We start from the raw sequence: 25,920 nt of genomic DNA on the forward strand, positions 1-25,920 counted from the left end.
AAAAGGAGGAAAATTCAATGCTAGTTGTTACAACTGAAAATATTACAGGGTACAAGGTAGTAGAAGTAAAAGGTCAGGCTTTTGGATTAATTGTAAGAAGTCGTGGATTAGGTGGAAACATAATGGCTGGGTTAAGAAGTCTAATAGGTGGAGAAATTCATGAGTACACAGCAATGCTTGAAGATGCACGTAAACAAGCAATAGACCGACTAGTTAAAAATGCAACTGCAATGGGAGCAAATGCAGTGGTAATGATGAGATTTGACTCTAGCGAGATTGGTCAGAATATGAGTGAAGTATTAGCATTTGGCACCGCAGTTGTAATTGAGAAGGAATAATTAATATGCACATATTTGATATTTATGCTTTTGTTGAAGTAGGAATTTTAATCTTTGCTGTTATTTCCTTAGTATTTTTGGATAAGAGATATAGAAAAAATCATGGTTCAACTATCCCAAATGGGTTTAAGAGGACTGAAGAAGTAACCATAGACCCAAACACTAATAAAAAACTCAGAGTTTACTATAACCCTACTACTGGTGAGAGATTTTATCACGAAGAGGATAATGATAGATAAATTTTCTCGAATGTTTGTAGAGAAGTAAAAGATATTATTTCATATTCTTCTTATTAGACGAACGAAAGGTATCTATTTGAAGCCTTTTAATTTAGTTGCAATACCAACACTATACTAAAAGAGCCGTAGAAAAAAATAAATTCTCTGGCCTACAAAAATATCCTCACTTAGCACTATCATAGAGAACCGTATCACAAGTTAAATATAGTAATCAAATTGTACAATACCTTGATCTTCAACAATCGAGCGCAATTCCAGAATAAGAACTGCGCTCTTTCTGTATGTTAAGGGCCAGCTTGTGTATCCTTAAAAATGGACGGTTATTTTTTAACGTGAAATCGCTCTTTTAAAAAGCCCCCTAAATTTCTCCCTATCTTCTAATGTAAATGGTTTTGGTCCCTTTGTACGCTTTCCGCTTTTTCGAGCCATTGCACTAAAATAACGTGTTTGTAATAATTGGTCAATGTTTTCATTTGTATAGCTAAAGCCTATATGGTGAAGAACCGTACATCCTTTTGCTAAACCTAGCGAAGCAAGACCATAATCTTGCGTAACAATTATATCTCCTATTTCTACTAACTTTATAATCCGATAATCCGCAGCATCTGCTCCAGAATCAACATAAATGGTTTCCACTCCTGATGGTTGTTCCGCATTAGAAAAATGAGAAAAGCTAGTAACAAGGATAACAGGAATTTCCGCATTCGTACCTTCAGAGATGATAATATCTTTTACCGGGCAAGCATCTGCATCAACATAAATTTTCATCTTTATCTCTCCCATAAATCAGTTCGAATTGATAGTGATAATAACGGCAGATTAGGATTTTGTCAAACGATGAAGATGCTTAAGCAAAAATCATTTTTAAAAATCGTATATTGATTTTAGCTATTCGGTATATAAAAAGTAAGGAAAGTAGCATCTGGCAAAGGATGAGAAGAAGGTGTATATTAATTCAGCTTAATTACAAATTAAAAATAATAATTTTATTTGATCAAAAAATACAAGTATACTAAAGTCAGTTAATTCGCAATAGTTAATTTATTACTTAGAATGAAAGCGCTAACAATTTGCGAATGGCGATTATCTTTCATTGGAAGAGGGGGATATAAGTGAGTAATGTAAAAAAAGATGTTGTAGCATTTAATGCCAATCATGTTAATCCAGACGATTTGCCTTGGGTTCCTTATTTTGGAGATGCGCAATTTAAGCTGCTTAAAGTAAACCCGGTGACAGGACAAAATATTACCATATTAAAAGTTCCCGCTGGTATGCAACTACCTGCTCATTTTCATCCTGGTGCAGTCATTGTTTATACCATCAAGGGAGCATGGAGGTATATTGAGAATGATTGGATCTCCAGAGAGGGTGATCTCGTATATGAACCTGCTGGCTCCAAACATACACCACAAGGCTTAGGGGATGAAGACGTTATTACGTTCAATATAGTAGAAGGAACATTAGACTATTTGGGTGAGAATGGCGAAATTATTGCGAGAGATAATTGGGAATCATTCCTGAAAAGATACCATGACTACTGTGCGGTCGAAGGAATCGAACCTGTAGATGTGACTAAATTCTAAAGTAAAAAAGAGAAGCTCAGGGTCCAGTGCGACCGAGATGCTTCTCTTTTTTCTTTTTCAATTCTTTATAATTTCAGATTTTAGAAGATGAATATATTTGTTGGCAAAAGTAGATAAATGCTTAACCTCTGATCGAACCAACCCGATAGAAATATTTACAGGCCCATGATTCGCAAAATCAATGGGAATGATATCACCCTTTATAACAGGAGGATAATTTTTCATTAGGAAATCAGCAGAAAATGTAATTGCTAAACCTTCAATAACGGCTTGGAGAACTCCATCCATATTATGGGCTCTAAATAAAATTTTCAAGGGCCTGTACTTTTTAAAGAAATCTTGCACAAAAAAATGCATTAATGCACTGTTATAGGTGACTAGAGTCTGATCCAGTAGATCTTGCGGAGTTATCGTATTAAGAAATGCTAAGGGAGAGTGCTTAGAAACATATACTTTCGGTTTTCCTTCAAGTAGTGCTTCAAAAGCGATTCCTTCCATGTTGATGTTCAAATCCGTTGAATACGTAATCAGTCCGATGTCGGTCTTATGCTGACGAACATCTTCAATCACAGTAGGAGCCCATTTTTCAGTAACTTCAACATTTACGTGTGGATAATCGTGTCTAAAAGCGGCAATAGCTTTTACTAAAAACGTTGTCATTCCGGGGGCGGAAGATACCTGTAGTTCTCCCACTTCCGTAGAGGTTAATGAATTAGCTGTCTCTTTCATTTCTTCCATCTTTCTCAGCACTTCATAAGCTTGTTTCAGAATGATTCTGCCTTCATCAGTTGGTACTGCACCATGTCCCCGTGATCGATTAAAAATTTTTAGTCCCAACTCTTTTTCTAAGCTGGTAATAGACTGACTGATACCGGATTGGGTCACATGAAGATTCTGTGCAGCTATAGATAAAGAATTGTGTTTTGCTACTTCCGCAATATATTGCAAATGTTCAAAGTTCATGGCGGTTCACCCTATTTCAACATTAGTAATACTTACTTGCAAGTAAAATTCTGTAATTTTATTTAAATACAATTGATGAGTATAATCAAGATAAAATTCAAAATAATACCAATTGTAACGATAATCATCATTTGCTAACCTCTAAAATTTAGTGCAGAGAATGAAGGAGGATTATTTATGGGATCCATCTTAATGGAAAAAATTCAAGGACCAGTAGAATGGAAAGGGAGATTATTTGTGCGAAAAAACGATTTCAGTGGTCTCATTTTTCGTCAGCACTTTTATTCTTAAGGATGAACTATTACAAAATTTCATTTACCATATTATGTAATATGATGATAGTAGTCGAAAAATACTACTAATAAACTATCTCATTTCTTCTCCTGCAAAAACGACCTTTAAACCTTGAAATTTGAAAGATAAATAGATATCTTGGAAATAAAATGCGATGGTAATTAGATTGAATGGCAAGGAAAATACGGTGAGCTCCTGGGCTGCCAGCAATTATCCCGAGTAGGGGTAGCGTCAGGAAAATGAGGATTTACAACGTTAGGTATCGATCCTTATTTCAATAGTGTTTACTCTATTGAGATTGTGAAGGTTTCTATTTAAACTAAAGAGCAGTTTAGTTTAACAAGCACACTGCAACCACACTTAATCATAGACGATTAAGAGAAAGTGTTTTACCGAAAAAATTGCTAAAACTCAGCTACCATTTTTTGTGTTATGTTAAAGCTATAAAAATACAAATGAGGTGGTAGCTTTGAAGATTACTATGGAGATGAGTAAAGGTGCTGCCCTTTTAATTTTTTGATAGAACAGAAAAAAATTTGTCGTTCAGGAGAAGAATTGACAAAATTTTTAACTATTGTTGTTTAGAATGGTATATATCAGCTTGAGAATTAGTGAAATAACAATATTAGGGGGATTACTATGTTTAAAATTATACAAACGAATCAGTATGATGGCTATTATAATATTGTGTTTACATTTAAAGATGAGTGTTTCTTGGCTGCTGGGGAGTATGAGAATGATCAAATCCAGTTACATATTCTTGATTCTATTGATCAAAAAGATATAAAAGAAAATATGCTTAAAACTGATTATATCTGTTATTATTCGTTATTTTACGATGTAGAAGGCCATGAGGTGCTTCAATATATAGAAGAAGTATTATCGACAGGATTGGATCAAGAACTTGTAAGTTAATAAAATTATACAATTCGAACTCTTCGCTTTCTATCAGGCTGTCGAGAACTCCTCGACAGCTATTGTTTTCATCTAATCACCGATTCACTCTCTATTCAAGATGTAGTTTCCATAGGAAAACTGGCATTGGCGCTTTCCTGTAATAAGGAAAGTGCTTTTTCCATTTTATGGCCAGATTGTGGAAGAACATTTTTATTTGCGTTGTGAAGATTGTGAAGAAATACACTTAAGCTAACGGAGCAAGTGCGATCAGATGTTATCTCCCCTTTGGATAGCTAAATCAAACCAGATTTGATTCAGAATGCAATAATTGAATTTTTTAACCAAATGGAACTGTTGGTTCTAAATTGATAATTAGAATTGCGGAGATTCCACATATATTTGCGTGATTAGGGGAGGATCTCGGCTTATAATGAGACTAACAGGATAAATATGGAAAGAATTTCCGAAAGGAGTATTCAATGAATCAAATCAAAGATTTTATTGCAAGTGCCTGGCAGATACTGCAAAACATGACTGATCCGATGTATATCATCAGTCCTGACAATCAAATATTGTGGATGAACGATACATTTGAAAACCAATTCGGTTCAGACGTTCATCATTGGAGCAGTGCGCTAGACCAGCTGATTTTTTCAACCAAGGAAGATCTTGTCCATACAATAGTACATCTAAAAGATGGCTCCAGTACTGAAGTACAGCGGCAGCTTGTCCCAATTTTAAACGATGGGGAAGCAGTTATAGCCTATACAGGTATCTTAAAAGAGTCTCAAAAGTCCAAAGATGACCAATATGCTATGTTTAAAATTGTAGCGGATAATACTTTCGATGTTATTGTTCTGGTAGATAATGGAGAAATGTTGAGGTACGTATCGCCATCCATTGAAAGATTACTTGGATATGCCAGTGAACAGTATGTAGGCAAAAATGCTTTTGGGCACATTCATCCGGAAGATATTGATTTTGTAAGAAAATCTCATTACCAAGCTGTTCAAACGAAGACCCCCATTCATTTAGAATACCGGATGGTCCATGAGAAAGGCTCAACAGTTTACGTTGAGACCAGTGTAAAACCCGTTTTGGACAGTTTAGGGAATTTCAAATATATCGTTGGAGTTGTTCGCGATATCACTACTCGGAAACAAACAGAACAACTGCTCGAAAATATTTTGGAAAGTGTCAATGCGGCTGTTTGGTCGACTGATAAAGATTTTAACTACTATAACTATTGTTCAAAGAGTATTGAAAAAATATCAGGAATTCCAAGAAACGAAATTATAAATAAACCGATCAGACTGCACGATCATATTCACCCTGAGGATAATGCCATGATGATAGGTGAAATGAAGCCGCTTTTGGATAGGGGGATACCTGCGAACAAAATTATCCGCTACATTCATATTGAAGATCAAACGAAATGGGTTAATTTGCTGGTCCGGCCTTATAAGAATCATGAAGGAAAAGTGGAACGGCTCGATGGCATGCTTTTGGATATTACTGAGAAAAAGCAAGCGGAGTTAGCATTAGAAGAAAGCGAACAGAGATATAAATCTTTATTTGAATATAATTTGGATGGTGTATTTTCCATTGATTTATATGGTGATTTTGTCGATGCCAATCAGACGTTTGAAAAAATAACCGGCATCCAAATGGAAAGCCTAAACGATCGTTGTTTTATTGGATTGATTTATGATGAAGACCATATTCCGGTTTATCAAGTATTGTCTGAAGTTATGCAACAGAAGGAACCACGGGATGTCGAGTGCCGAATTACCCGCGCTGTCAATGGGGTGCAGAGAATTGTCAGTATTACATTTGTGCCTATACTGCTTTCTGGTGAACTAAACGGAGTCCATGGCATCGTCAAAGATATTACGGAGCGAAAACAGGAGGAACAGGAACTAATTCTGAGTGAAGAACGATACAAAACACTTCAGCAAAGTATAAACCGTTTTTCAAACGACCTTGTCAACGTCATGAAAGTCGCCGAATTGGAAAATCGACTAATTGATGAGGTAAAGAATGTTTTGCCTATTTCTTATGTATCCATTGAAGAAATTATGAGAGATAAGGAGTCCTTACTTGAAAACAGCCATGAAACGTGGATGAAAATTGCCGAAAAAGAACTGCTGGTCTATTTAAGAATTACCTTCCAGCAACCCTTATTAAAAGTGGAACAAGAATGGCTGGAAACCGCAGTTCATTATGTTTCCCTTCTATATGATAATCTGCAGCTCATTGAAGATTTAATGCAACGTGTAGAAATCATGGTATCTGACAACCAAACGCCAAAATGGATGTTAAGACTTTTGTTTAGATTATCGGAGAAGGAACGAGCATCCCTGTCCAGTGATTTGCATGACTCTGTTTTGCAGGATTTAATCATTTGGTATCGTAAACTGGAGTCTCTTAGATCTTCTTCGTCTTTCAGTAATGAAACAAAAGAGGAATTAATCCAAATTGAAGAGGGACTGCTGGATGCCATCCATCAAATTCGCATTACTTGTAATGAACTCCGCCCTCCGTTTTTGTTAAAAATGGGCCTGGTTGAATCGTTGAAAAGCTTGTTCTCCTATGCCCGGATGTTTTCTAACTATGAGATTGAATTTAATTCTGGAGATTTACAACATCCGCTCAATGAGGACCAAATTCTCGGGTTGTATCGGATTGTTCAAGAATTACTCAATAACGCCAACAAACATTCTAAGGCTGAGAAAGTCACCATGAGTTTATCCTGCCCTAAAGACCATTTTTATTTTTCGTACATGGATGATGGAGTTGGTGTCGATTTATCGGACCTAAAAGAAGGTACGTTCAAACATATGGGGATTGCTGGTATTGAAAATCGTGTTCTCAGCTTGGATGGTAAGATGGAATTGTATTCTGCACCGCAGGAAGGGTTGCAGGTTGATATATATATTCCGTATTCGAAAAAACAAAAAGGTGATAACTATGGAAATATTGTTGGTTGATGATCATAGGTCCGTCGTCGAAGGAACGAAAATGTTAATCGAATCAGAACCTGACATGATTGTCACCGTGGAAACAGATGTCTTTGTTGTCACGGATTTGGTTCAGCTAAAACAGTTTGATGTGATTTTGTTTGATTTATATATGCCAAATATCAACGGAGCAGATTTGGCCCGTAAGGTACTGGAAGTGGTCCCGGATGCGATTATTCTCATCTACTCTGGTTTTGATATTGCCCCGCATTTTAATTTGTTGATGGAATCCGGTGTCTCTGGTTTTATTGCCAAAACATCGACACTGGAGCAATTGATTCAGGCCCTCCGTTGTGCGGCCAGAAAAGAAGCCATAGTCCCAATGCAGCTTTTAAAGCAGCTCAGACGTCAGGAAATTGTCGTACAAGGAGATAAAGAAAATGAAAAAACGACAATTGGCAAAAAGGAAGAAAAGTTGCTCCGGGAATTAGCAAAGGGACATAGCAACAAGGAGATTTCTAAGACACTATTAATCAGTCAACGCTCATTGGAATACAGTTTGACAGAGCTGTTTCAAAAACTTAATGTGAATTCTCGGGTGGAGGCAATTAAAAAGGCAAAGCTCCTGGGAATACTGCCAACAGAGGATCTATACTAAGGAAAGGCCGGAGATACCGGCCTTTTATTTTTCAATATAATCAATTGCGTGAAACACGCAAATGATTGCGGGGAAGCCATCTTTGTTTGCGGTTGGCAAAGTCTCCTTCTGTTTTATGATGGTATTAATCCAATAAATGGAAGGGGATTTTCTAATGGAAACAAATGTTAAAAGTATAATGGCAGGGATTTTACTGTCGTTATTGGTAATCCGACTTTTTTACTCGTTTGCATTCCCAGTTTCCTATCAATTATTTACGCTTTTTCTTGCCTATACTGCTTGTGTTTATCCCGGAGCTGCATTATCAGACTCACGGGTTAAATGGATTTCCATCGAAACTTTAGTGTCACTGGTTATTTTTTATCTAGCTTTTTTGGGGTTGGTATATTCCCCAATCTGTGTGGCATTGGGCTTTTTGCTTCACGGAATTTGGGATATGCTGCACCATCCGAAAATAGTGAAAACAAGCGTTGTCAAATGGTTTCCACCATTGTGCGCGGTGTATGACGTTATTTTTGCCATTTTTATTATGCGGTTTTATTAAAAAAGGGGGATGAAATGAGATGAATACATTATTGCTGCAATGGGGATTATTCTCCTTCATGATCGGTCTTGCACTTTCGCTGCCATTGGCGGCTGTTCACTATCAAAAGAACTCGCCATTGAAAGGGATATTCACGAACTATCGAAAACTAAAATCAGCGCACTTGGATTACTTCATGCAGGCGTTAAGCGCAGCATTTGTTTATTTAATAGGGGTTGCTGCCAATATCGAGTTTGCAGGGTATATCCTGGTTCCGTTTATTTTTGGTGTGATTATGAATCCAACGATTTTGTTATTAGAATCGACACCGTTTGTCCGGTCGGGTTGGATGAGGTTCATTTACCAATGCTTGCGGGCAACCAGCCCTGTTTTCCTTCTGTTTGCCTGGTTGGCGATTGCCTTTTTATCCTTGCCAACCTATATGACAATCATATTTTTAGCCGTGATTCTAATTGGTGGAATCGGTATAATTTCTTTTCTTATCAAGCGAGGGAGTCGGAAAGAAGACGGTGTAAAGATTATTGAGGTCGAATAAAGTTAAGGACATCTTAACATTTTGTTAAGGTGTTTTCTTTTTTTTAGAGTTGAGAGGAACAATCGAAATACTCTTTAGTTAGGAGAAAAAGACATATATCCGAGATTGATGCGGCGCAAATCGAGAGTAATGTCTTTTTTTCTGTTCCCATCATTATTTTTATACATGTTGATTTTAAAGTACCAATTAGTCATATGAAGTAAATATGTATTTCCAACAGTAGATTGCCAATTATTGTACTTTAACGGGTGCTTTTGTTTAACAAAGGGTTGCATGGAATCAAGATAACAAAAAATACCATGCGGGGGTGCCACGAAATTTTGCGGTAATTCCCAAAAAGAGTGCGGTTTTTATCATGTTCAAACGAAATACAATGTGACAAAAGGATAGTCAATAACAAATAATCACATTTTGGTGTTAAAAAATTGAGGAGGGATATAAATTGAAAAGGTTAGTAGTACGTTTAGCTGTTTATGTATTGATTTTCGCCGTATTTGTGGGAGGGATCGGGTTGTATGGCTTTAAACGGCATCAAAAAGATTTCTACTTAAACGTCCGCCATGAGCCAGTTCCTTCACTACAAGGAGTGAAAGTCCCTCAGTATGACCCCAATAAACCAACTGTGGCAGTTGTGATGGCAGATTCAACAATACCAACTGAAGATTTCGATTTTCTCATTCCATACACACTGTTTTCTATGACGGATGCCTACAATGTATATGCTGTTGCACCGGACAATAACATCAAGTCGTTATCAGGAGGTTTGGATGTGGTTCCACATTACTCTTATAAAGAATTAGATGAATTATTAGGTAAAAGTCCTGAAATTGTCGTGGTCCCTCTCATGCCAGGCGTTGATGAAAAAAAATATCAACCAACTCGTAAATGGATTCAGAAGCACTCTAATGATAAAACCACTTTTTTAAGTATTTGTGGCGGTTCAGAGAATCTTGCTGATGCAGGCTTATTAGAAGGAAAATCAGCCGCCTCACACTGGCAAGCGATTCCAGTATTGAAAAAACAGTATCCTGACACACATTGGGTAGAAGACGTGAGGTATGTTCAAGAGGGTAATACGATAAGCACTGCTGGTCAAAGCGCAGGTATCGATGGTGTGCTGTATTTGATAGCACAACAGTTAGGAGAACCTATGGCAGTAAAAATTGCGAATGAAATCAATTATCCTTCTTATCACTTCGTTCAAAATCCAAGGGTGGACCACCCTTTTAACGTGGATTTAAAATTTGCAACATATTGGCTAAATCTTGGATTCCATTGGAATAAGAAACAGATGGGCGTCCTTCTATATAATGATATGGACGAATTATCCTTATCTTCTATTTTTGATTCTTATGGAGACACCGGAACGACACAGGTATTAACCATTTCAAATTCAGATGCTCCTATTGCAACTAAACATCATCTTAATATCGTGGCCCGACATCAAATATCGAATGCACCAAAATTAGATAAAATGATCATCCCCGGCGGCAATGCTAAATCAATCGCTAATGCAGATATAAAACTTTGGAGTGAAAAAGGTAATGCTAAAGAAACGCTTTTGATTCATAGTAATTCACCAAACAGATTTGTATTTGAAGCACCATTGGAAGACTTAGCTAAACAAGAAGACCTTTTGACTGCCAAACATGCGGTGAAAAGATTCGAATATCGTGCGAATGGTATCCATCTCGAGGGCAAACCATATCCTCTTGAAACTTACGGCAATGTACTTCTAACCGGTTTACTAGCTTTGTTGGTAGCTTTCTGTATTGACAGACGATTCATTATGAAGAAAACAATTTTCAAATCGTATAAATAAGTCAGTAATCACTACCGCCTTCGGGCGTTTTTTTATTCTCACCATTTCGATAACTATCATTATATTAAATTAACGAACCATGGAGACCCGACATTCCACCAACTCCGCTATCCTGCCCGTTTGAGGCGCTTACCTGGGAAGTTGTGAAAGTAAGCTGAACAGTCGAAGTCAGCAGAGGTCATAGTACCAATCTTAAAGCGAAAGATTGGGAAGGACTGAATCATGGAAGAGTGTGGAATAAAATCAGCGTTCATGACATTCGTTGAAGCAGACAATCCTATAAGAGGACGTACTCTAAGAAACACGTGGTGAATTCTACGAAAAGCTTGGAGAGGGCTGAGAATAGTTATGGCACAATGAATAGAAAAGCATAACGGACCACGAGATACAAAATCGTGGTCCGTTTGATTCCATGAAACCGCCGTATACGGATATTTAAAAAAGTTGAAAAATCATATTCTGGCAGCCAATGCCTTTTCTCCTGCTATAAAATACGTGTTTATAAGATATTTTTAATCAAACTTTATTTTAAACCTACAATTCTTGATGATTAAGAAAAAACAGTTTCAAAGACCCTTATAAAAATATTTCAAGGTTTTTTAAAATTTTGTGTTGCATCTTACTTTTTCTGTTATATAATAGAATTAACACAAACAGAACTGTATTAATACAATAAAGGGAGGAATTAAAAATGGCTAGAAAAGAACGTAAAAACATGATCGAGTTTATTGCAATGAATAAAGGTTTACACAAAGATACGTTAATATTCATGACAGATGCTGAGATTGAACATATTTATAATGTAACTTATTTTCATCTTCAAGAAATTGCAGAATAATTAAATACGAATACTAAGTAAAAAAGTTGCACCGTTTTACCCCTTGAACTGCTCCCTGTCAAGTAGACGGTGGAAATAATAAAAATACGTTAAGCGGCTTGAGTTCTGAATTCTAAAGGGCTCAGGCCGTTTAATCGTTTCTGGTAGCATAACCAAAATGATCTTTACAACCAATTTAAAAGTTGCGGTATTCTTTAGTAAGGTATAAGATTAAAGAACTAAAGTGAATAGACTACTAGGGGTGCCATTTATTTGGCTGAGAGAAAAACTCATTGTTTTTTAACCCTTTGAACCTGATCTGGAAATACCAGCGTAGGAAAGTAGTGGAAAAATTAAATTTTTCTCTACCTTTAAAGCCAGGTCCAATAGTGGATGTGGCTTTTTATTTTGGGGAAAAACGGAAGGGCTGGTTTATAGGATACGAAAAGAACAAAATCCGAGTTTGTGAAACTTAGGACAGCTGAAATGGTGACAACATCTGATACAACAAAAGGGGAAAAAAGAATGGAAACAGAAAGAATAAATAATTCATTAGAAGAGGGAATTGATACAAAATTACCGCCAGTTAAAGGGATTTTGTACGGCTTACAGCATGTGTTTGTTTCAAATGTGTGGCTCGACCCTATTTTTGTTGCAGCAATGATTGGGCTCCCTTTATCGTTATCTGCAAATATTGTGAATGCAATCTTTATCTCTGCAGGGCTGGTAACTCTTGTCCAGGCAACAAAGCTTGTTCGTTTACCGATTGTTCAAGGACCTTCTGCAGCATTCGACTCCATTATGATTTCTGCGGGGAAGGCGAACGGTCTTGCTGCAGCGAGTGGAGGTATTTTTCTTAGTGCTATTATCTTTTTTATCTTGTCTATTACTGGAGTAATTGGAAAATTAAAAGCCTTGTTTACACCGGTCATTTCGGGAACGGTTATTTTTATTGTAGGTATTTCCTTATCAAGCTTTACCTTGTTTGAATTTTTAGGCGGAACACCTGGTATGGCTACTTTTGCACAACCAACTACGTTACTTATGTCGATTCCAACCGCAGCGATTGTTGTCCTTTTATCCCTTTTTGGCAAAGGAACATTAAAATCATTCTCATTTCTGATTGCCTTAGTGGTCGGGGATATCATTGCCTTTTGTCTGGGAAAAACAAACTTTTCAGCTATCGCTGATAAAGCTTGGTTTGGGCTGCCACAGTTTCTTCCATATGGGCATTTAGCCTTTCATTGGAGTACCTTTATTACATTTTTCGTCGCCTATCTGGTTGCGGTTATTGAAGCGATGGGCGTTTATCAGGCTGCAGCCGAAATGCTGAAGATTGATCTTGATTCGAAAAGGATTAGGAATGGATTTGCCGGGGAGGCAGGCGGCTCGTTGCTATCCTCGCTGATTGGGGGATTTCCAACGACTGCCTTTGCCCAGAATGTTGGTCTTTTACGATTAACCGGTGTAGGCTCAAGACAGCCTGTCATGATTGCTGGTATCATCTTTTTGATTTTAGGTTTTGTGCCAAAGGCAGGGGCATTACTTGCTTTAACTCCTGACGCAGTGGTTGGGGGCATCTTTTTACCGGCTGCAGCCAGCTTGATCTTTACCGGTGTCTCTTTAATTGGAAAAATGGAAAAAACAGATACGAATTATATGATCACTGGTCTTTCTATTTTGCTGGCGGTTAGTCTACCAACCTATTTCAAGGATGTTACAGGAACAGTAGGAACATTTCTTTCCAATAGTATTTTAATTGCTGCGTTCTCATCAATTATCCTTCACGTCATGCTTATTAATATACCTCGTTTATTCAAAAAGGAGACAAGCAAATGAGAGAGGATTCGGTAAAAATTACGACTGAGATCATTGCGTTTATTGAACGATACAAAGAAGAAGATTCTTCTGATAAAGATTACAACGACATCGCTTTAAAGCTTTTTAAATTTCAATTTCAATATAATCAACCATATAAAAAATTTTGCCAGGCAAAACGAAAAACACCGTTAACGGTGAAACACTGGAGTCAAATTCCTCCGATCCCTATTCAAGGATTCAAGGAATTAACGTTATCGTGTGAGCCGGCAGATGAGGTCAAGGCTGTTTTTATGACAAGCGGGACAACCAATCCAAATTCTAAGGGGAAAAATTATCACCCGACATTTGAAGTCTGGGATCGGTCAATGAAATACCCTTTTAAGAAATTTGTGCTGCCGGATTGTGAAAAAATAACCACCTTTGTCTTGTCACCTGCAGAGGACCTGAACAAAAACTCATCCCTGTCACGCTATTTATCCAATGCTGTTACCTTCTTTGGTACAGAAAACAGCCGGTTTTTTTTCCATGAAAATGGCTTAGATATGAAAGGATTAACGGAAGCATTACGGGAATGTGAGGAGCGGAAGGAACCTGTTATGTTACTGGGGGCTACCTTTGCTTATGTTCATTTACTCGATTATTTAAAAGAAGCGAATCTTCAGTTTAAGCTGGGAAGCGGCAGCCTTATTTTTGATACCGGCGGCTTTAAAGGTCAATCGCGTGAAGTGGAAATGGAAAAATTATATGAAGATTTTGCGGAATTTTTTCAGGTTGGAAGAACCAAGTGCATCAATATGTACGGGATGACGGAGTTATGCTCGCAAATGTATGATCAAACCATTCTTTCATCCTATTTGGACGGAGAGGTTATTTTTGATAAAGCTGGCCCTGCCTGGGTTAAAACGCTTGTACTTGATACGAATACACTAGAACCGGTCAAAGATGGAGATGTTGGGGTCATTGCTCACTATGATCTGGCGAACTGGAATTCATCTCTAGCTATTTTAACAGAAGATATTGGATACAAAACAAAAAACGGGTTTGTTTTACTAGGAAGAGTAAAAGGATCGGAAGCAAGAGGATGCTCGATTGCAGTCGACCAGTTAATCCAAGCGAACAAATGAGGGGGAACGGCATCTTGGACATAGAAGAGATTCCTGCTTATTGGCTGCCAAAAGAGGTACAATTAACCTCTTTTCGCGAAGAAACCATTGCGACAGCAGACAGATCATTTCTATTAAAATATCCACTTTTAACAAGTGAACAAATCCAAATGATCGGGAGTACCGTGCAAAAGAACCGGGACCACTATTTAGCGAAGCTGGGAACAAATGAAATTATTGAAAAAATTGATCAGGCAGTCTCCAAATGGCTCGTTCCAGAATACCCGCTGCGAAAGTTAGCAGAGGCGCTTATTCCAATAGTTACTGGCTATGATGCGGAAATGGTCCGACTTGAATTAAAAAGGTATATCCGGACGTTTCGGAAGAAGGAATTATTACGCTTTCTTGATGAAGAGTTTGACCAGCCTGCCATGCTGGATGAGTTTCGTCCTCGAAAATCAGGAGGATTCACGCGGGCATATGGACCAAAGTCGATTTTTCATGTTTTTTCAGGGAATGTTCCAGGTGTCCAAATTTGGAGTTTACTTATGGGGCTTATTCTGAAATCTGCCAATCTTGGCAAGACTTCAACCTCTGAGCCTCTGTTTCCAGTCTTGTTTGCAAGATCACTGGCAGAGGTAGATGAAAAACTTGCAGAGGCGATTGCAATTTTACCTTGGAAAGGCGGGACGAGCGAGCTTGAGGAAGCAGCGATCGATTTTGCAGAATCGGTTATCGTCTATGGGTCTAATAAAGCCGTCGATGGGATTCAAAAAATGGTTCCGCCTTCGAAAACGTTTTTAACATACGGTCATAAAATTAGTTTGGCGGTAATTGGGAAGGAAGCACTAACGCCAGATCATTATTATGAAACAATTTTTAAATTGGCTGAAGATATGTCCATTTATGACCAACAAAGCTGTATGTCGCCACAATCCGTTCTTGTTGAAACAGGAGGAGCCATCAGTCCGAAGCAATTGGCACAAATGCTTGCAGCAGAACTTGAACGGTACAATAAAAAAAGACCAAGAGCAAAGCTTTCAGATGAAGAGGCCATGTCCATTCATCGGCTTAGGCACCAGTATGAACTTCAGGCAGTTAGCGATCAGAAAGTTTCTGTCTATGCCAGCCAGCATAACACAGCCTGGACGGTTTTTTACCATAATGAACCAGACTTTGCTGGATCTGCGTTAAATCGGACCATCCATGTGTTTTCATCTGAAGAATTGGAAGAGGATCTTCAAAAAATGCAGCCATTAGAGCAGTACTTACAATCATGCGGCATCGCAGTTTCACCAGTTCGGCTTTTTAGGATGGCAGAAATGCTCGGGAATTTAGGTGTCAATCGAATTTGTTCAATTGGTGAAATGAATCGCGCCAAGCCGGGCTGGCATCATGATGGCAGATTTAACTTACTTAATTTGGTCCGGATGGTGGATATTGAGCGGAATGTGGAAGAAGACATTGAACAGTATGATCCGGATGTGGAGTAGAAAGAAGGCTGACTATGAATTTACAAGATAAAATTGTCTTAGTAACAGGTGCGAGCAGGGGGATTGGGGCTGCAATTGCGAAAAAATTTTCTGCTGAGGGTGCTTTTGTGGTCGTAAATTATTTAAAAAATCAATCCCTTGCAGAGGCTGTGGTCACTGAAATTGAATCACTTGGGGGGCAAGGAGCTGCCATCCAGGCAGATGTTCGGAATGCCGACCAAGTAAATGAGATGATGGGACAAATCATTGATGAATTTGGCGGTATTGATGTAGTGGTCAATAATGCCTTAAGCCACTATACGTTTAATCCGAAAACACGGAAAACAGCATGGGAAATGGAATGGGAAGACTATGAGGAACAGCTTCAGGGGAATGTCCACGGCGCCTATAACATTTGCAAGGCGGCGCTGCCCTATATGAGAGACCGTTGTTCAGGAAGAATCATTAACATTGTCAGTAATTTAATGGATTTTCCCGTGATTCCCTATCATGACTATTCAACAGCGAAAGCGGCCCTGCTTGGCTTTACCCGGAATCTTGCAAAAGAGTTAGGCGCATTTGGGATTACCGTCAACGCGGTTTCACCGGGCCTTACCTATCCAACCGACTCCAGCTATGAAACGAAGGAGGACGTAAGAAATTCGATCATCCAGTTAACCCCGATGTGCCGTTTGGCTATGCCTGAGGATATTGCCGGTGCTGTATTATTCCTCGCCTCTGATTGGGCATCGTTTATTACTGGGCAATGCATCAATGTTGACGGTGGATTGGTGATGAAATAACATCAGGCAACAAATAAAAAACTCCTTCATTTTAGGAAAGGAGTTTTTTACTGTTGTATAGCCAGTTGGCTGCTATTTTAAGCCAACTCTTGGAAAGTATTTTGCTCTTTAATAGTGTATAAATCAAGTGTAAAAGCTTATTAACACAAGCAACTATCGCTACTCTATAAGGTTTACCTTCATCGCATTTTTTATCGTAAAACTCTCTTAATTATTTGTTTCGAGGTATAACGGTATCGCTCGTCTTTTGTTTACGGGCATCTCGAATTCCACAGTACACAGCCATATATAACGCTTGCCTTAACCTTCTAGATCCTCTTTTCGTTATGCGATTGTTGGTCGCTGTAAACCTTCCAGAAGAGTAAACACTAGGATCTATTCCTGCAAAGGCAACTAACTTTTTAGGATGATTGAACCGATCTATTTCTCCAATTTCGGAAATGATTGTTGCCGCAATCTTTTCTCCGATACCAGGGATAGACTGATAATCTTATATTCTTCAATTTCTTTAGCGAGGGCATCTATTTCAGTTTCTAGTTGTGATAAGATGCTCTTAATATTGAAGAATAATGGTAATAAACATTTTTAGGTTAAAAATATGACTTTCATACAAATTGTTAATGAAGTGGTTATTATCTAGGGAGGTAAAAACGATGAGAGAACTTATAGGGAAATGTAAATGCTGTCAAAAGGAAGTTTACTGTATGGACGGGTTTTTTAACGGGGTTGTTCTAGAAAATGGGGAGATTGTTTGTTTTTCCTGCGAGGATGAGAAGGAATTAACTAGCTTGTAAACTTAAAAAATAAGTAATTCTGCAAAAAGGCTAAGTATATTTCCATCTCTTTGTTCCTAAAAATTGGCTTAAAGTATGTTTTGAGCTTTTAGTAGGTAGGACCCCTTAAAGAAAAGATATTTTATTCAACAAAAGGGCGCATTTCCTAAATAGGAGATGCGCTTTTATAAATGTTTAGGCCCAAATTGTGGAATATGTAAAATAATTATTTTATTGATCAACGGTGTGATCTTATTGGTCACTTATCTGCTAATGTTTACTTCAATATAGGGATTTTGTTTGAGGTGCACGAACTTTTGGAGTTTAAGCTTTCAACATAACAAGAATTTTGTTGAAAGCTTAATAATCTGGAAAAAGAGTCAGATCTATATATGCATAATGTTCCGGTAAGACCGTCACGGAAGGAAACTGTCTCACTAATGCTAATCCAGAATTAACCAAAGAATTGCATCCAACTAAAAATGGAGACTTCACACCTAAAGAAGTAACTAATGGGTCCGACAAAAAAGTACGTTTGTGTTTTTCTATAGTTAACATAATATATATTAGGTTTGAAGGAAAATAGATTTATTGTTTAGTTCCTATAATTATTGGGTGGTTCCTTTAAGTTATTTGGTGCATCCCACATAGTTAGGTTCTATTTCTAAAGAAACTATAACTGATAATAATTATGTCCCATTGGGTTCACTTCATCATGGACTGGGTTTGTTGTTTTATCGAATATCAATATGTCTTTCTTCTCCTCATCGATTTTTATCTAAAAGTGAAGGTAGAATCATTCTAATAATTGCCTTTAGGATACTAAGAAACCTTGTTGAAACAAAAGAGCCAGACTACTTACTCAATTCCAAGAAAGTAAGTGAACTAAAAATATCTTCTTTCCCCGAATTGATGGTATTTCCGGTAAAAGCTATAGTCGCTTTTAGACATGATTATCCCTATGTCAAACTGCAATTGTCATATATCTCTGCTCCTTATAAACGAGCATAGGAGTGACCAGCCCCTTTTGAGGAAACTACTCGATTGTACAAGAGAAAATAAAAGGCCGATACATTTTACTTAGGTATCGGTCTAATTTTCATTATTTACAAAATAGCTTTTTCTATTTTAGATTAATACTTAACTACAAATTAAAATTTTTAATTTTATTTAATTATAATTTATCTGTAGAATCAAAAATAGAAATGATTCAATATTCCAAAGACCAACTTTCGGGTTTAGTCTTTTACAGTTAAAACAAAACAGGAGGTTGAACTATGGACTTAAAGTTATCTGGGAAAAAAGCACTTATTGTTGGAGGAAGCCGGGGGATTGGTAAAGCTACTGCCCGTCAATTAGCTCTGGAAGGTGTAGATTGTACGATTTGTTCAAGAAACGAATCCTCATTAAAAATGGCTGCAGAGGAATTAGCTCAAGAAACAAACAGAAATATCTATCCAATTGTCGCAGATACCACTGATCCCGATTCTATTCTAAATTTAGTTAAAAAATCAGCAGCAGCGATGGGAAGCATTGATATTTTAATCAACAGTGGAGCCCGTGTTGGCGGTTTTGAGCCAGAGGATTTTAATAGTATTAAAGATGAACTTATTTTGAAAGATTTTGAAGAAAAATATATGGGCTATTTTCGTTGTATCCGAGCTGTAGCTCCTTATATGATAGAAAATAATTGGGGACGTATTATAAGTATAAGTGGCCTGGCTGCCAGAATTGGTGGCAATTATTTTAGTTCCGGTCCGCGTAATGCATCTGTTGTCCATTTAACGAAATCCGCATCAATGGAATTAGGAAAGCACGGAATTAACGTCAATGCTGTCTATCCAGGGATTGTTGATACGGAAATGTTTAGAAACCGAGTCACTAACGAAGAGGCTGTGCGTCAAATGGCATCACTCAATGCACTCGGCCGCTTGATTACAGTGGAAGAAATTGCTAATGTCATTACCTTCCTAGCTTCACCTTTGGCGGCATCGATTACTGGCGATGTCATTTCGGTAACCGGCGGAATTGGAGATACCGTTTTTTACTAAAAAGCTAGGATTGATATTGTAACGGTATCATAGATTACCAATAATAGAGTATTAAAGTAAACGTAATGTAACTCCAAAATATACAATACTGCGGTTTTATGGACTTATCTCGGACTTACCCCTATCTGTTTCATCCTCAAGGGAAGGATTACCCAAAAACTTGAAAGGAAATTCTTGTCGAAACTGACTTATAGAGGAAAGCAGTGAAAAAAGCGAACTCGTAAGAAAAGTGTAGATGAGGCCCTTTTTAGTTTTTGATAGAACAGAAAAAAATTTGTCGTTCAGGAGAAGAATCGACAAATTTTTTTACTATTGTTGTTTAAAATTATATATATCAGTTAGAGAAATAGTGAAATAACAATATTAGGGGGATTACTATGTTTAAAATTATTCAAACGAATCAGTATGATGGCTATTATAGTATTGTGTTTTCATATAGAGATGAGTGTTTCTTGGCTGCTGGGGAGTATGAGAATGATCGAATCCAGTTACATATTCTCGATTCTATTGATCCAAAAGATATAAAAGAAAATATGCTTAAAACTGATTATATTTGTTATTATTCGTTATTTTACGATGTAGAAGGCCATGAGGTGCTTCAATATATAGAAGAAGTATTATTGACAGGAATCCGATTGAATCAAGAACTTGTAAGTTAATAAAATTATGCAATTCGAACTCTTCGCTTTCTATCAGGCTGTCGAGAACTCCTCGACAGCTATTGTTTTTTTCCTATTTCTTCATCTAATCACCGATTCACTCTCTATTCAAAGATGTAGTTTCCATAGGAAAACTGACATAATCAATGTTGAAGTAAATATTTATCCATTTCACCAATATTAGTGTGATGCTTGTCTTTCATTTCTTTTAAGAATTCTTTTGTCTCAGGTTGTGTACCGTAAGCAATTGCTTCGTCAATTTTACGAGCGACCCACGCTTGACCTTTGTTGAGGAGGACCAGCTTTTCCTTTAGTGTTTCTAGTGCGATTATTTTATCAACAAATGCACCTACTTGCATACTTGGTTCGCCACCTTCTCGCAAAATTGCCTTATGAAGACCGGCACAACTCCAAGCCTCATCTTTTTTTACCTGTTTATACTGAGCATCCAATTCCTTTGATGGATGATGGTTTAGTAGATGATTCGCCGTCTCCACGCCAGCGCGTTCTGCCTCAAGTAATGCATTCAAAAGATTAATTAATCGTTGCTTTTCACTCATTTTCTTTTTCCCCCGTATCATACTAATTTTTTTGATCAACCATTTATATAAATAGTATCTATCAATTCATTTTCACTAGTAAACACATTTAGAATAAGGTTCTCTCTTTTAAAAACAAAAGCCTGTCCATAATGCTGGATAGCTTTCTAAGATAATCTATTTACAAAATAAAAAGGACCTACCTCTATAAGTCCTGTTCCCCTTGGTACCAGCTCCACCTACGCTATATACCTTTGACAGCCACGCTTGCCATCCAACCTAATTACTATCATAACAGAAAATATTTACATCTTGTTGGTTAGTCCTTCGTCAAATCCTGCTATTCACATGTCGAAACATGTACGCAACAAAATAAAAAGGAACACACTGCCCATAAGGCATCTTATGTAAAGGAACAAGCGAGATCTGGATGAGATTTCGTTTTTTGTTTATATGGCCCAGTTCCAGCGTTGCTGCAACGAGGGGCAAAGTAAGCAATAGAATAGTGAAACTACAAGTAACTTTAGATGTATCACAAAGGATTTTAACTAAGTATTGTTACAAAATAATTATGTGACTGTATTTTGATACACCGTATCTGGCGTAAATGGTGGTAAATATAGTGCGAGTTGGCACTGTACCTAAACAGACCGTGTTACTGTAAAATCAGCAACTTTCCATATAAATTATGCCTGATTGATTATTATAACGAGGCATTCCCAAAAGATCTGAAATCAATTTGAATAACGGTTAATTAATAAATTTTATAGTAGAAATATTTAATAAATCAATTCGTTAAGTAGGGTATTTCAAATAATAACAGCGTTACGAAAGACCCTTTAATTAAAAGGGTTTTTATGTTTCTGTATTAATGACACCGACTGGTCTCGAACCAGCGACCTCCACTCTGTCAAAATAGCTTCATGCTATAACGCTAGTTTATGACATTGGAAGAAAGTACGATTTATCAAGGTTTTCAGAATATTTCAGTTTCCTATTTTTACTCTAAATAACGCTATTTAATGATAGCGTGTGGTCAAATATGTGGTCAAATGTAGGCAAAGTCATTTTTGTTTTTTCATAGAAAATAAGCCGTGTTTATATTGAGTTTAAGCACCCTATAGTATAAGATACATTACTTAACAATCTCTGATTTAAAATGTTGTATAATAGAATTTAGCAATGAAAGAAATTACAAAGGATGTGAAAAGAATATTATGCAATTTACGGAAAAGGATTTTATCGAATCTTACCCGATTTATATGAGTTTATGCAGTTATGTTTTTGAAAAACACCTTAATGTTTTGCATGAAAGAGTTGATACACTATACCATTATACCAATCTAGAAGGTCTCTTAGGAATTATTGAAACCCCGGGATTTTGGGCAACTCATATACAATACATGAACGACTCCAAGGAATATCTACATGGTTTATCATTATGTAATGACATCATAAAAGAAATTACAAATCAAGTTTCTTCTAATAATAAAAAGGTTCAATTTTTAGAAAAGGTTTATGAGAAATTAAATACTGTTGATTCAGAGGATTTCGTTGTATCTTTTTGCCCTGATGGTGATTTATTGAGTCAATGGAGAGGTTATAGCAGAGGACAATACGGTGTTTCCATTGGATTTAATGTCAGAGAACTGGGGGAATTTAGAACCCCAAGAGATAACGAATATTTCTATCCTAGACAAGTCATTTATGACCTAGAAATTCAGAGGACAGTCATAATTGAGATGTTACAAATGTCTTTACTACATATTGATTCTGATTCTGTACCATTGGATTTAGAATTTATCCCAGCAGAAGTTGCCAGAGCATTAAAATATTATATTCCTTTGTTTAAAGATTCTTCTTTTTCAGAAGAAAGAGAGTATAGATTATTTACTACAAACTTTGCCCAGTCAAATGGAGGACATAATTTAGCATTTAGGGCAAGAGGTAATGTCATCCTGCCTTATGTAAAGTTAGAGCTTGAAAACTCCCATAGAAATGAAGAAGTAAACCTACCTATTAAGAACATTATAGTGGGTCCTTCAGATTCTACACAATTTACAATAGACAGCATTAAATATTACTTAAAAGAAAAGAAATATAAAAATTACAATGACGTAGTCCCATCAAAAATTCCTTATAGATAAAAAACACGCACTCTTGCGTGTTATCTTTTATTTTTCTTAATACCGGACTACCTCAATCACACAGTTATGTGGAGTATCAAAGGGTAGACAGACTTTTACCAAGGGAGTTTCGGGAACACCTGTTTTTTCATCATAAAAGACTTATCCAAATCAATCAGTCAAGCCTAGGAAAATCTATCTGACGCACCCTCGTATGTGAAGAGATTCGCCAAAATTCCTCCAAAGAATTTGAAGTTCGTTCCAATCGACAACAAATATATTTTGAGATAACCTTAGAAAAGCCCCGATTTAATTATTCCCTTCCGTAATTCAATTCTGAATACTTGCTTGACAATGATTTATCAATTATAGGTACACCTTTACTTGTGGTTTGCGTGACTAACAAACTTGAATATTCAAATAAATATTTCAATATTTTCATGGAAATGAAATCAATCCTAAAGAGTTTATTCTGTATGTTTACATTTCTAATCTTTCTAATTAAATCAAGTTCATCCAAATCTTGAATTAGTGGGTAGATATCTAAAAGTAGAAATTCACCTTTTTCTTCAAACAATGGTATAAAGCTAAAAATATTATCACTTCTTTTTTGTGGAAAATTCGAATTTTGATAATGTTCGGCTTCATAAATAGTATGTGCTGCCTCATGCTGTTGCCATTTAGCTCTAGGGGCAATAAATTCTTTATACAAGCTATCAGATTCTTTATATGGGTAATTATCTCTAAAATTTCTTGAAGGTTGGAATCCATCTGATTGACCTAACCAAGCATATTTTTGTTTTACTACGAAAACAGTGTCAACTAAGAGAGCAATTCTTCTTTGGGAAAAAGTACAAAATATGAAAATTGATTGTTTTGCTGTATCTTGTGGTGTGTTTGCATTTCTACAATAACCATAAAACCAAGGTTGGTGGAATACGTAAGGATCAATGTTCGGTGGGGGAGGATCAGTTGGAATAATTACAGTTTCTTCAATTTCTTCATTTACCCACTCACCATCTACTTTTCTGATTATTTTACATCTTTCTCGAACAAACTTTCTTTCTGTATGAAGTAGTAAATAATCATATTTCGGCATAATCTCCCCCTTTCATGAGACTTTTTATATAAAACGAATTCAACTGTATTGTAACAAAATGTAAAAATGACAAACCATATCAATTTCGTAATTCAATGTTAATATTAAGGAATCCTGCTTATTTAGCACAAAAAGAAAATGAGCTACCACAGCACCTCATTCAAGCACCCGTTAGTACAATAAGCATAACTTCACAAATTTACATAATAATGCACTTTTTTTAAGCATAATAACAAACAAACGAAAATTAAATGCTAGAAACAGGCAAAGCCCACAATCTAATGACTATAGATGTCTAACGTTACACCTACACGGCTATGGCAAAGACGTTCAGATACGATTTTTGGATTTTCGCTGAGAGAGAGAAGAATAGTAGCATGAGTATGGCGTAGATCATGAAAACGGATCCTTGGAACACCAGTTTGTTTAATCATAGAATAAAAATTTCGCAGCAGATTTCTTGGATGAATGGGCTTTCCATCCTCAGTGCTCACTACAAGATCAAGGTCATTATATCCAGGACCCAAGCGTAGTTTATTTTGATTTTGCTTGAGTTACTATTACGTTTTCAGAAATGGTAACAGATCGTTTGGACCCTTTTGTTTTTGGTTCTTGAAAGACTAATTCTTTGCCAATGCTATTTAAGGTTTGCCTAATACTTATTCTCCCTTGTTCTAAAGCACAGTCTCTCCAACGAAGTCCAAGAATTTCTCCTCTTCGCATACCTGTATAAATAGCTAATACATATGCAATATGTAGATGTTTTCCTTCAGTATATTCTAAGAAGTGGGTAGCTTAAATGCTTTCCTAAGGACACTATGCATCGTTCTATCATAGTCAGCACTTAAATTTTCTTTTTTTATTAGATCATTATAAAATTTTTGAACGATAGCAGGAGTTAATTCATTCATTTTATAGGTTCCAAGCATAGGTATGATACGTCTGATTATAAGTTCTTTTCTATTTTGAAATGTTGATGCACGTAAAGAATGGCTTGCAATAAGTTCAAGCCATTCATGAAGAAATTCAGATACGGTTTTATTAACGGGTTCTATATAATTCCCTTTGTTAACTTGATTAATTAGTTCATTACAAGCCTTTTCTGCTTCTTTTTTGGTTTTAAATCCAGTTAATGTTTTTTGCATCCGCTTTTTTGTAACTGGATCCCGTCCCAAATCAACTGTAAATGACTCATAAGGCAGCACAATTTCAACTTGGCTATAAAGGATATATTCAGTTAGCTTTACGAAGCGGTCAGTATAAGGGAATTAATGTGATAGCAATACGTGAAGGTGAGCTGATTAAGTGGAATCGCCTCACTGAAGAAATAGAACTTGATCTTGAAGCAGCAACTAATGAAAAGGTTATTGGCTATTGTGGTTATTTTAAGCTTATCAATGGTTTTGAAAAGACCGTCTACTGAACGAAAGATGAGATAGAGGCACACCGTATTAAATTCAATAAAGCGAAACATAAAAAGAGCTTAAATAATGTTTGGAGATCTGATTATGACGCTATGGCCATGAAAACGGTCATGCGGAACATGTTAGGTAAGTGGGGAATATTATCCATCGAAATGCAAAAAGCGGTTATAGAGGACGAGCAGGAACGTGAAATCAAGGATATTACGGATGAAACTATTCAATTTGAAGATGATTCCGACATTATCGACATATCAGACGGCTTTGAGTCAAATGAGAGCAAACAAGATGATTCGAAAGATGATTTCAACCAAGGATCTCTCCTTTAATGTAAATGGAATATACAGTTCCTATTCCATATTGTTATAAATGGTTGGCTGCTGGGAACAAAGAACTCTATATA

Annotated in this window: 22 protein-coding genes, 3 pseudogenes and 1 riboswitch; of the genes and pseudogenes, 19 read left to right on the forward strand and 6 right to left on the reverse strand. The window is 36.7% G+C overall.

All coding sequences use genetic code 11. The annotated features are described in order from the left end of the window. Positions 1-17: 17 nt before the first annotated feature. Both ACM5BR_RS04425 and ACM5BR_RS04430 read left to right on the forward strand, forming a co-directional pair. Positions 18-338 carry a heavy metal-binding domain-containing protein gene (locus ACM5BR_RS04425; RefSeq protein ID WP_416826232.1) on the forward strand — a complete coding sequence of 107 codons (321 nt, stop codon included), beginning with the start codon at positions 18-20 and terminating at the stop codon, positions 336-338. 5 nt (positions 339-343) lie between these two features. Continuing rightward, entirely contained in the window at positions 344-577 is a 234-nt protein-coding gene (locus ACM5BR_RS04430) for a hypothetical protein (RefSeq protein WP_416826233.1), read from the forward strand. Positions 578-904: 327 nt separating this feature from the next. Here the strand turns inward: ACM5BR_RS04430 and ACM5BR_RS04435 are convergent, their stop codons facing one another. Next, a complete protein-coding gene (locus tag ACM5BR_RS04435; protein WP_416826235.1) occupies positions 905-1,345 on the reverse strand; it encodes a YaiI/YqxD family protein in 441 nt (146 codons plus the stop codon). 344 nt (positions 1,346-1,689) lie between these two features. Here ACM5BR_RS04435 and ACM5BR_RS04440 point away from each other — a divergent pair, with 344 nt between their 5' ends. Further along, positions 1,690-2,160, forward strand: coding sequence for a 2,4'-dihydroxyacetophenone dioxygenase family protein (locus ACM5BR_RS04440; protein ID WP_416826236.1), 471 nt, complete (start codon positions 1,690-1,692; stop codon positions 2,158-2,160). A 57-nt stretch (positions 2,161-2,217) separates the two neighbouring features. On the opposite strand, the gene ACM5BR_RS04445 is transcribed toward ACM5BR_RS04440, so the two are convergent. Further along, entirely contained in the window at positions 2,218-3,123 is a 906-nt protein-coding gene (locus ACM5BR_RS04445; RefSeq protein WP_416826238.1) for a LysR family transcriptional regulator, read from the reverse strand. Between the two features lie 933 nt (positions 3,124-4,056). On the opposite strand from ACM5BR_RS04445, the gene ACM5BR_RS04450 reads away from it, so the two are divergent. The 11 genes from ACM5BR_RS04450 to ACM5BR_RS04500 all read left to right on the forward strand — a co-directional run bounded on the left by ACM5BR_RS04450 (position 4,057) and on the right by ACM5BR_RS04500 (position 16,849). Further along, entirely contained in the window at positions 4,057-4,332 is a 276-nt protein-coding gene (locus ACM5BR_RS04450) for a hypothetical protein (RefSeq protein WP_416826240.1), read from the forward strand. Between the two features lie 461 nt (positions 4,333-4,793). Next, on the forward strand, positions 4,794-7,304 hold the full coding sequence (locus tag ACM5BR_RS04455; protein WP_416826241.1) for a sensor histidine kinase: 2,511 nt from the start codon (positions 4,794-4,796) through the stop codon (positions 7,302-7,304). Further along, positions 7,285-7,932, forward strand: coding sequence for a response regulator transcription factor (locus ACM5BR_RS04460; protein WP_416826243.1), 648 nt, complete (start codon positions 7,285-7,287; stop codon positions 7,930-7,932). Before ACM5BR_RS04455 ends, ACM5BR_RS04460 begins: the two co-directional genes overlap by 20 nt. Before the next feature lie 154 nt (positions 7,933-8,086). After that, the gene (locus tag ACM5BR_RS04465; protein WP_416826245.1) at positions 8,087-8,476 is read left to right on the forward strand and encodes a DUF6010 family protein; all 390 of its coding nucleotides are present in this window, start codon (positions 8,087-8,089) and stop codon (positions 8,474-8,476) included. Between the two features lie 19 nt (positions 8,477-8,495). Continuing rightward, complete coding sequence (locus ACM5BR_RS04470; protein ID WP_416826247.1) at positions 8,496-9,011, forward strand: hypothetical protein; 516 nt, start codon at positions 8,496-8,498, stop codon at positions 9,009-9,011. Positions 9,012-9,453: 442 nt separating this feature from the next. Then, positions 9,454-10,833 (forward strand): DJ-1/PfpI family protein, encoded by a 1,380-nt coding sequence (locus ACM5BR_RS04475; RefSeq protein WP_416826249.1) that lies wholly within the window; start codon positions 9,454-9,456, stop codon positions 10,831-10,833. 691 nt (positions 10,834-11,524) lie between these two features. Beyond that, positions 11,525-11,671, forward strand: coding sequence for a BH0509 family protein (locus ACM5BR_RS04480; RefSeq protein ID WP_416826250.1), 147 nt, complete (start codon positions 11,525-11,527; stop codon positions 11,669-11,671). 227 nt (positions 11,672-11,898) lie between these two features. Then, positions 11,899-12,007, forward strand: a riboswitch (TPP riboswitch). Positions 12,008-12,175: 168 nt separating this feature from the next. After that, positions 12,176-13,489: a solute carrier family 23 protein gene (locus ACM5BR_RS04485; protein WP_416826252.1), complete on the forward strand. Its 1,314-nt coding sequence runs from the start codon at positions 12,176-12,178 to the stop codon at positions 13,487-13,489. Beyond that, entirely contained in the window at positions 13,486-14,595 is a 1,110-nt protein-coding gene (locus ACM5BR_RS04490) for a LuxE/PaaK family acyltransferase (RefSeq protein WP_416826254.1), read from the forward strand. Before ACM5BR_RS04485 ends, ACM5BR_RS04490 begins: the two co-directional genes overlap by 4 nt. 14 nt (positions 14,596-14,609) lie before the next feature. Beyond that, positions 14,610-16,067 (forward strand): acyl-CoA reductase, encoded by a 1,458-nt coding sequence (locus tag ACM5BR_RS04495; protein ID WP_416826255.1) that lies wholly within the window; start codon positions 14,610-14,612, stop codon positions 16,065-16,067. 14 nt (positions 16,068-16,081) lie between these two features. Then, the gene (locus tag ACM5BR_RS04500; protein ID WP_416826257.1) at positions 16,082-16,849 is read left to right on the forward strand and encodes a 3-oxoacyl-ACP reductase; all 768 of its coding nucleotides are present in this window, start codon (positions 16,082-16,084) and stop codon (positions 16,847-16,849) included. A gap of 77 nt (positions 16,850-16,926) precedes the next feature. Here the strand turns inward: ACM5BR_RS04500 and ACM5BR_RS04505 are convergent. After that, a pseudogene (locus ACM5BR_RS04505) lies at positions 16,927-17,480 on the reverse strand (IS110 family RNA-guided transposase); the annotation flags it as partial. A 22-nt stretch (positions 17,481-17,502) separates the two neighbouring features. Between ACM5BR_RS04505 and ACM5BR_RS04510 the strand changes: the two are divergent. From ACM5BR_RS04510 to ACM5BR_RS04525, 3 genes are all read left to right on the forward strand, one after another. Beyond that, complete coding sequence (locus ACM5BR_RS04510; protein WP_416826259.1) at positions 17,503-17,643, forward strand: hypothetical protein; 141 nt, start codon at positions 17,503-17,505, stop codon at positions 17,641-17,643. A gap of 1,256 nt (positions 17,644-18,899) precedes the next feature. Then, complete coding sequence (locus tag ACM5BR_RS04520) at positions 18,900-19,673, forward strand: SDR family NAD(P)-dependent oxidoreductase (RefSeq protein ID WP_416826260.1); 774 nt, start codon at positions 18,900-18,902, stop codon at positions 19,671-19,673. 377 nt (positions 19,674-20,050) lie between these two features. Next, the gene (locus tag ACM5BR_RS04525) at positions 20,051-20,332 is read left to right on the forward strand and encodes a hypothetical protein (protein WP_416826262.1); all 282 of its coding nucleotides are present in this window, start codon (positions 20,051-20,053) and stop codon (positions 20,330-20,332) included. Between the two features lie 143 nt (positions 20,333-20,475). Here the strand turns inward: ACM5BR_RS04525 and ACM5BR_RS04530 are convergent, their stop codons facing one another. After that, entirely contained in the window at positions 20,476-20,892 is a 417-nt protein-coding gene (locus ACM5BR_RS04530) for a DUF6306 domain-containing protein (RefSeq protein WP_416826264.1), read from the reverse strand. A 1,196-nt stretch (positions 20,893-22,088) separates the two neighbouring features. Between ACM5BR_RS04530 and ACM5BR_RS04535 the strand changes: the two genes are divergently transcribed. Next, entirely contained in the window at positions 22,089-23,018 is a 930-nt protein-coding gene (locus ACM5BR_RS04535; RefSeq protein ID WP_416826265.1) for a DUF2971 domain-containing protein, read from the forward strand. A 292-nt stretch (positions 23,019-23,310) separates the two neighbouring features. Here the strand turns inward: ACM5BR_RS04535 and ACM5BR_RS04540 are convergent, their stop codons facing one another. Beyond that, positions 23,311-24,096, reverse strand: coding sequence for a hypothetical protein (locus ACM5BR_RS04540; protein ID WP_416826267.1), 786 nt, complete (start codon positions 24,094-24,096; stop codon positions 23,311-23,313). Between the two features lie 278 nt (positions 24,097-24,374). Beyond that, positions 24,375-25,304, reverse strand: a pseudogene (locus tag ACM5BR_RS18640) (site-specific integrase). On the opposite strand from ACM5BR_RS18640, the pseudogene ACM5BR_RS04560 reads away from it, so the two are divergent. Continuing rightward, positions 25,298-25,846, forward strand: a pseudogene (locus tag ACM5BR_RS04560) (recombinase RecT); the annotation flags it as partial. The pseudogenes ACM5BR_RS18640 and ACM5BR_RS04560 overlap by 7 nt on opposite strands. Positions 25,847-25,920 lie beyond the last annotated feature (74 nt).

It is taken from the genome of Ectobacillus polymachus (assembly GCF_048159605.1).
Classification (GTDB): domain Bacteria; phylum Bacillota; class Bacilli; order Bacillales; family Bacillaceae_G; genus Ectobacillus; species Ectobacillus polymachus.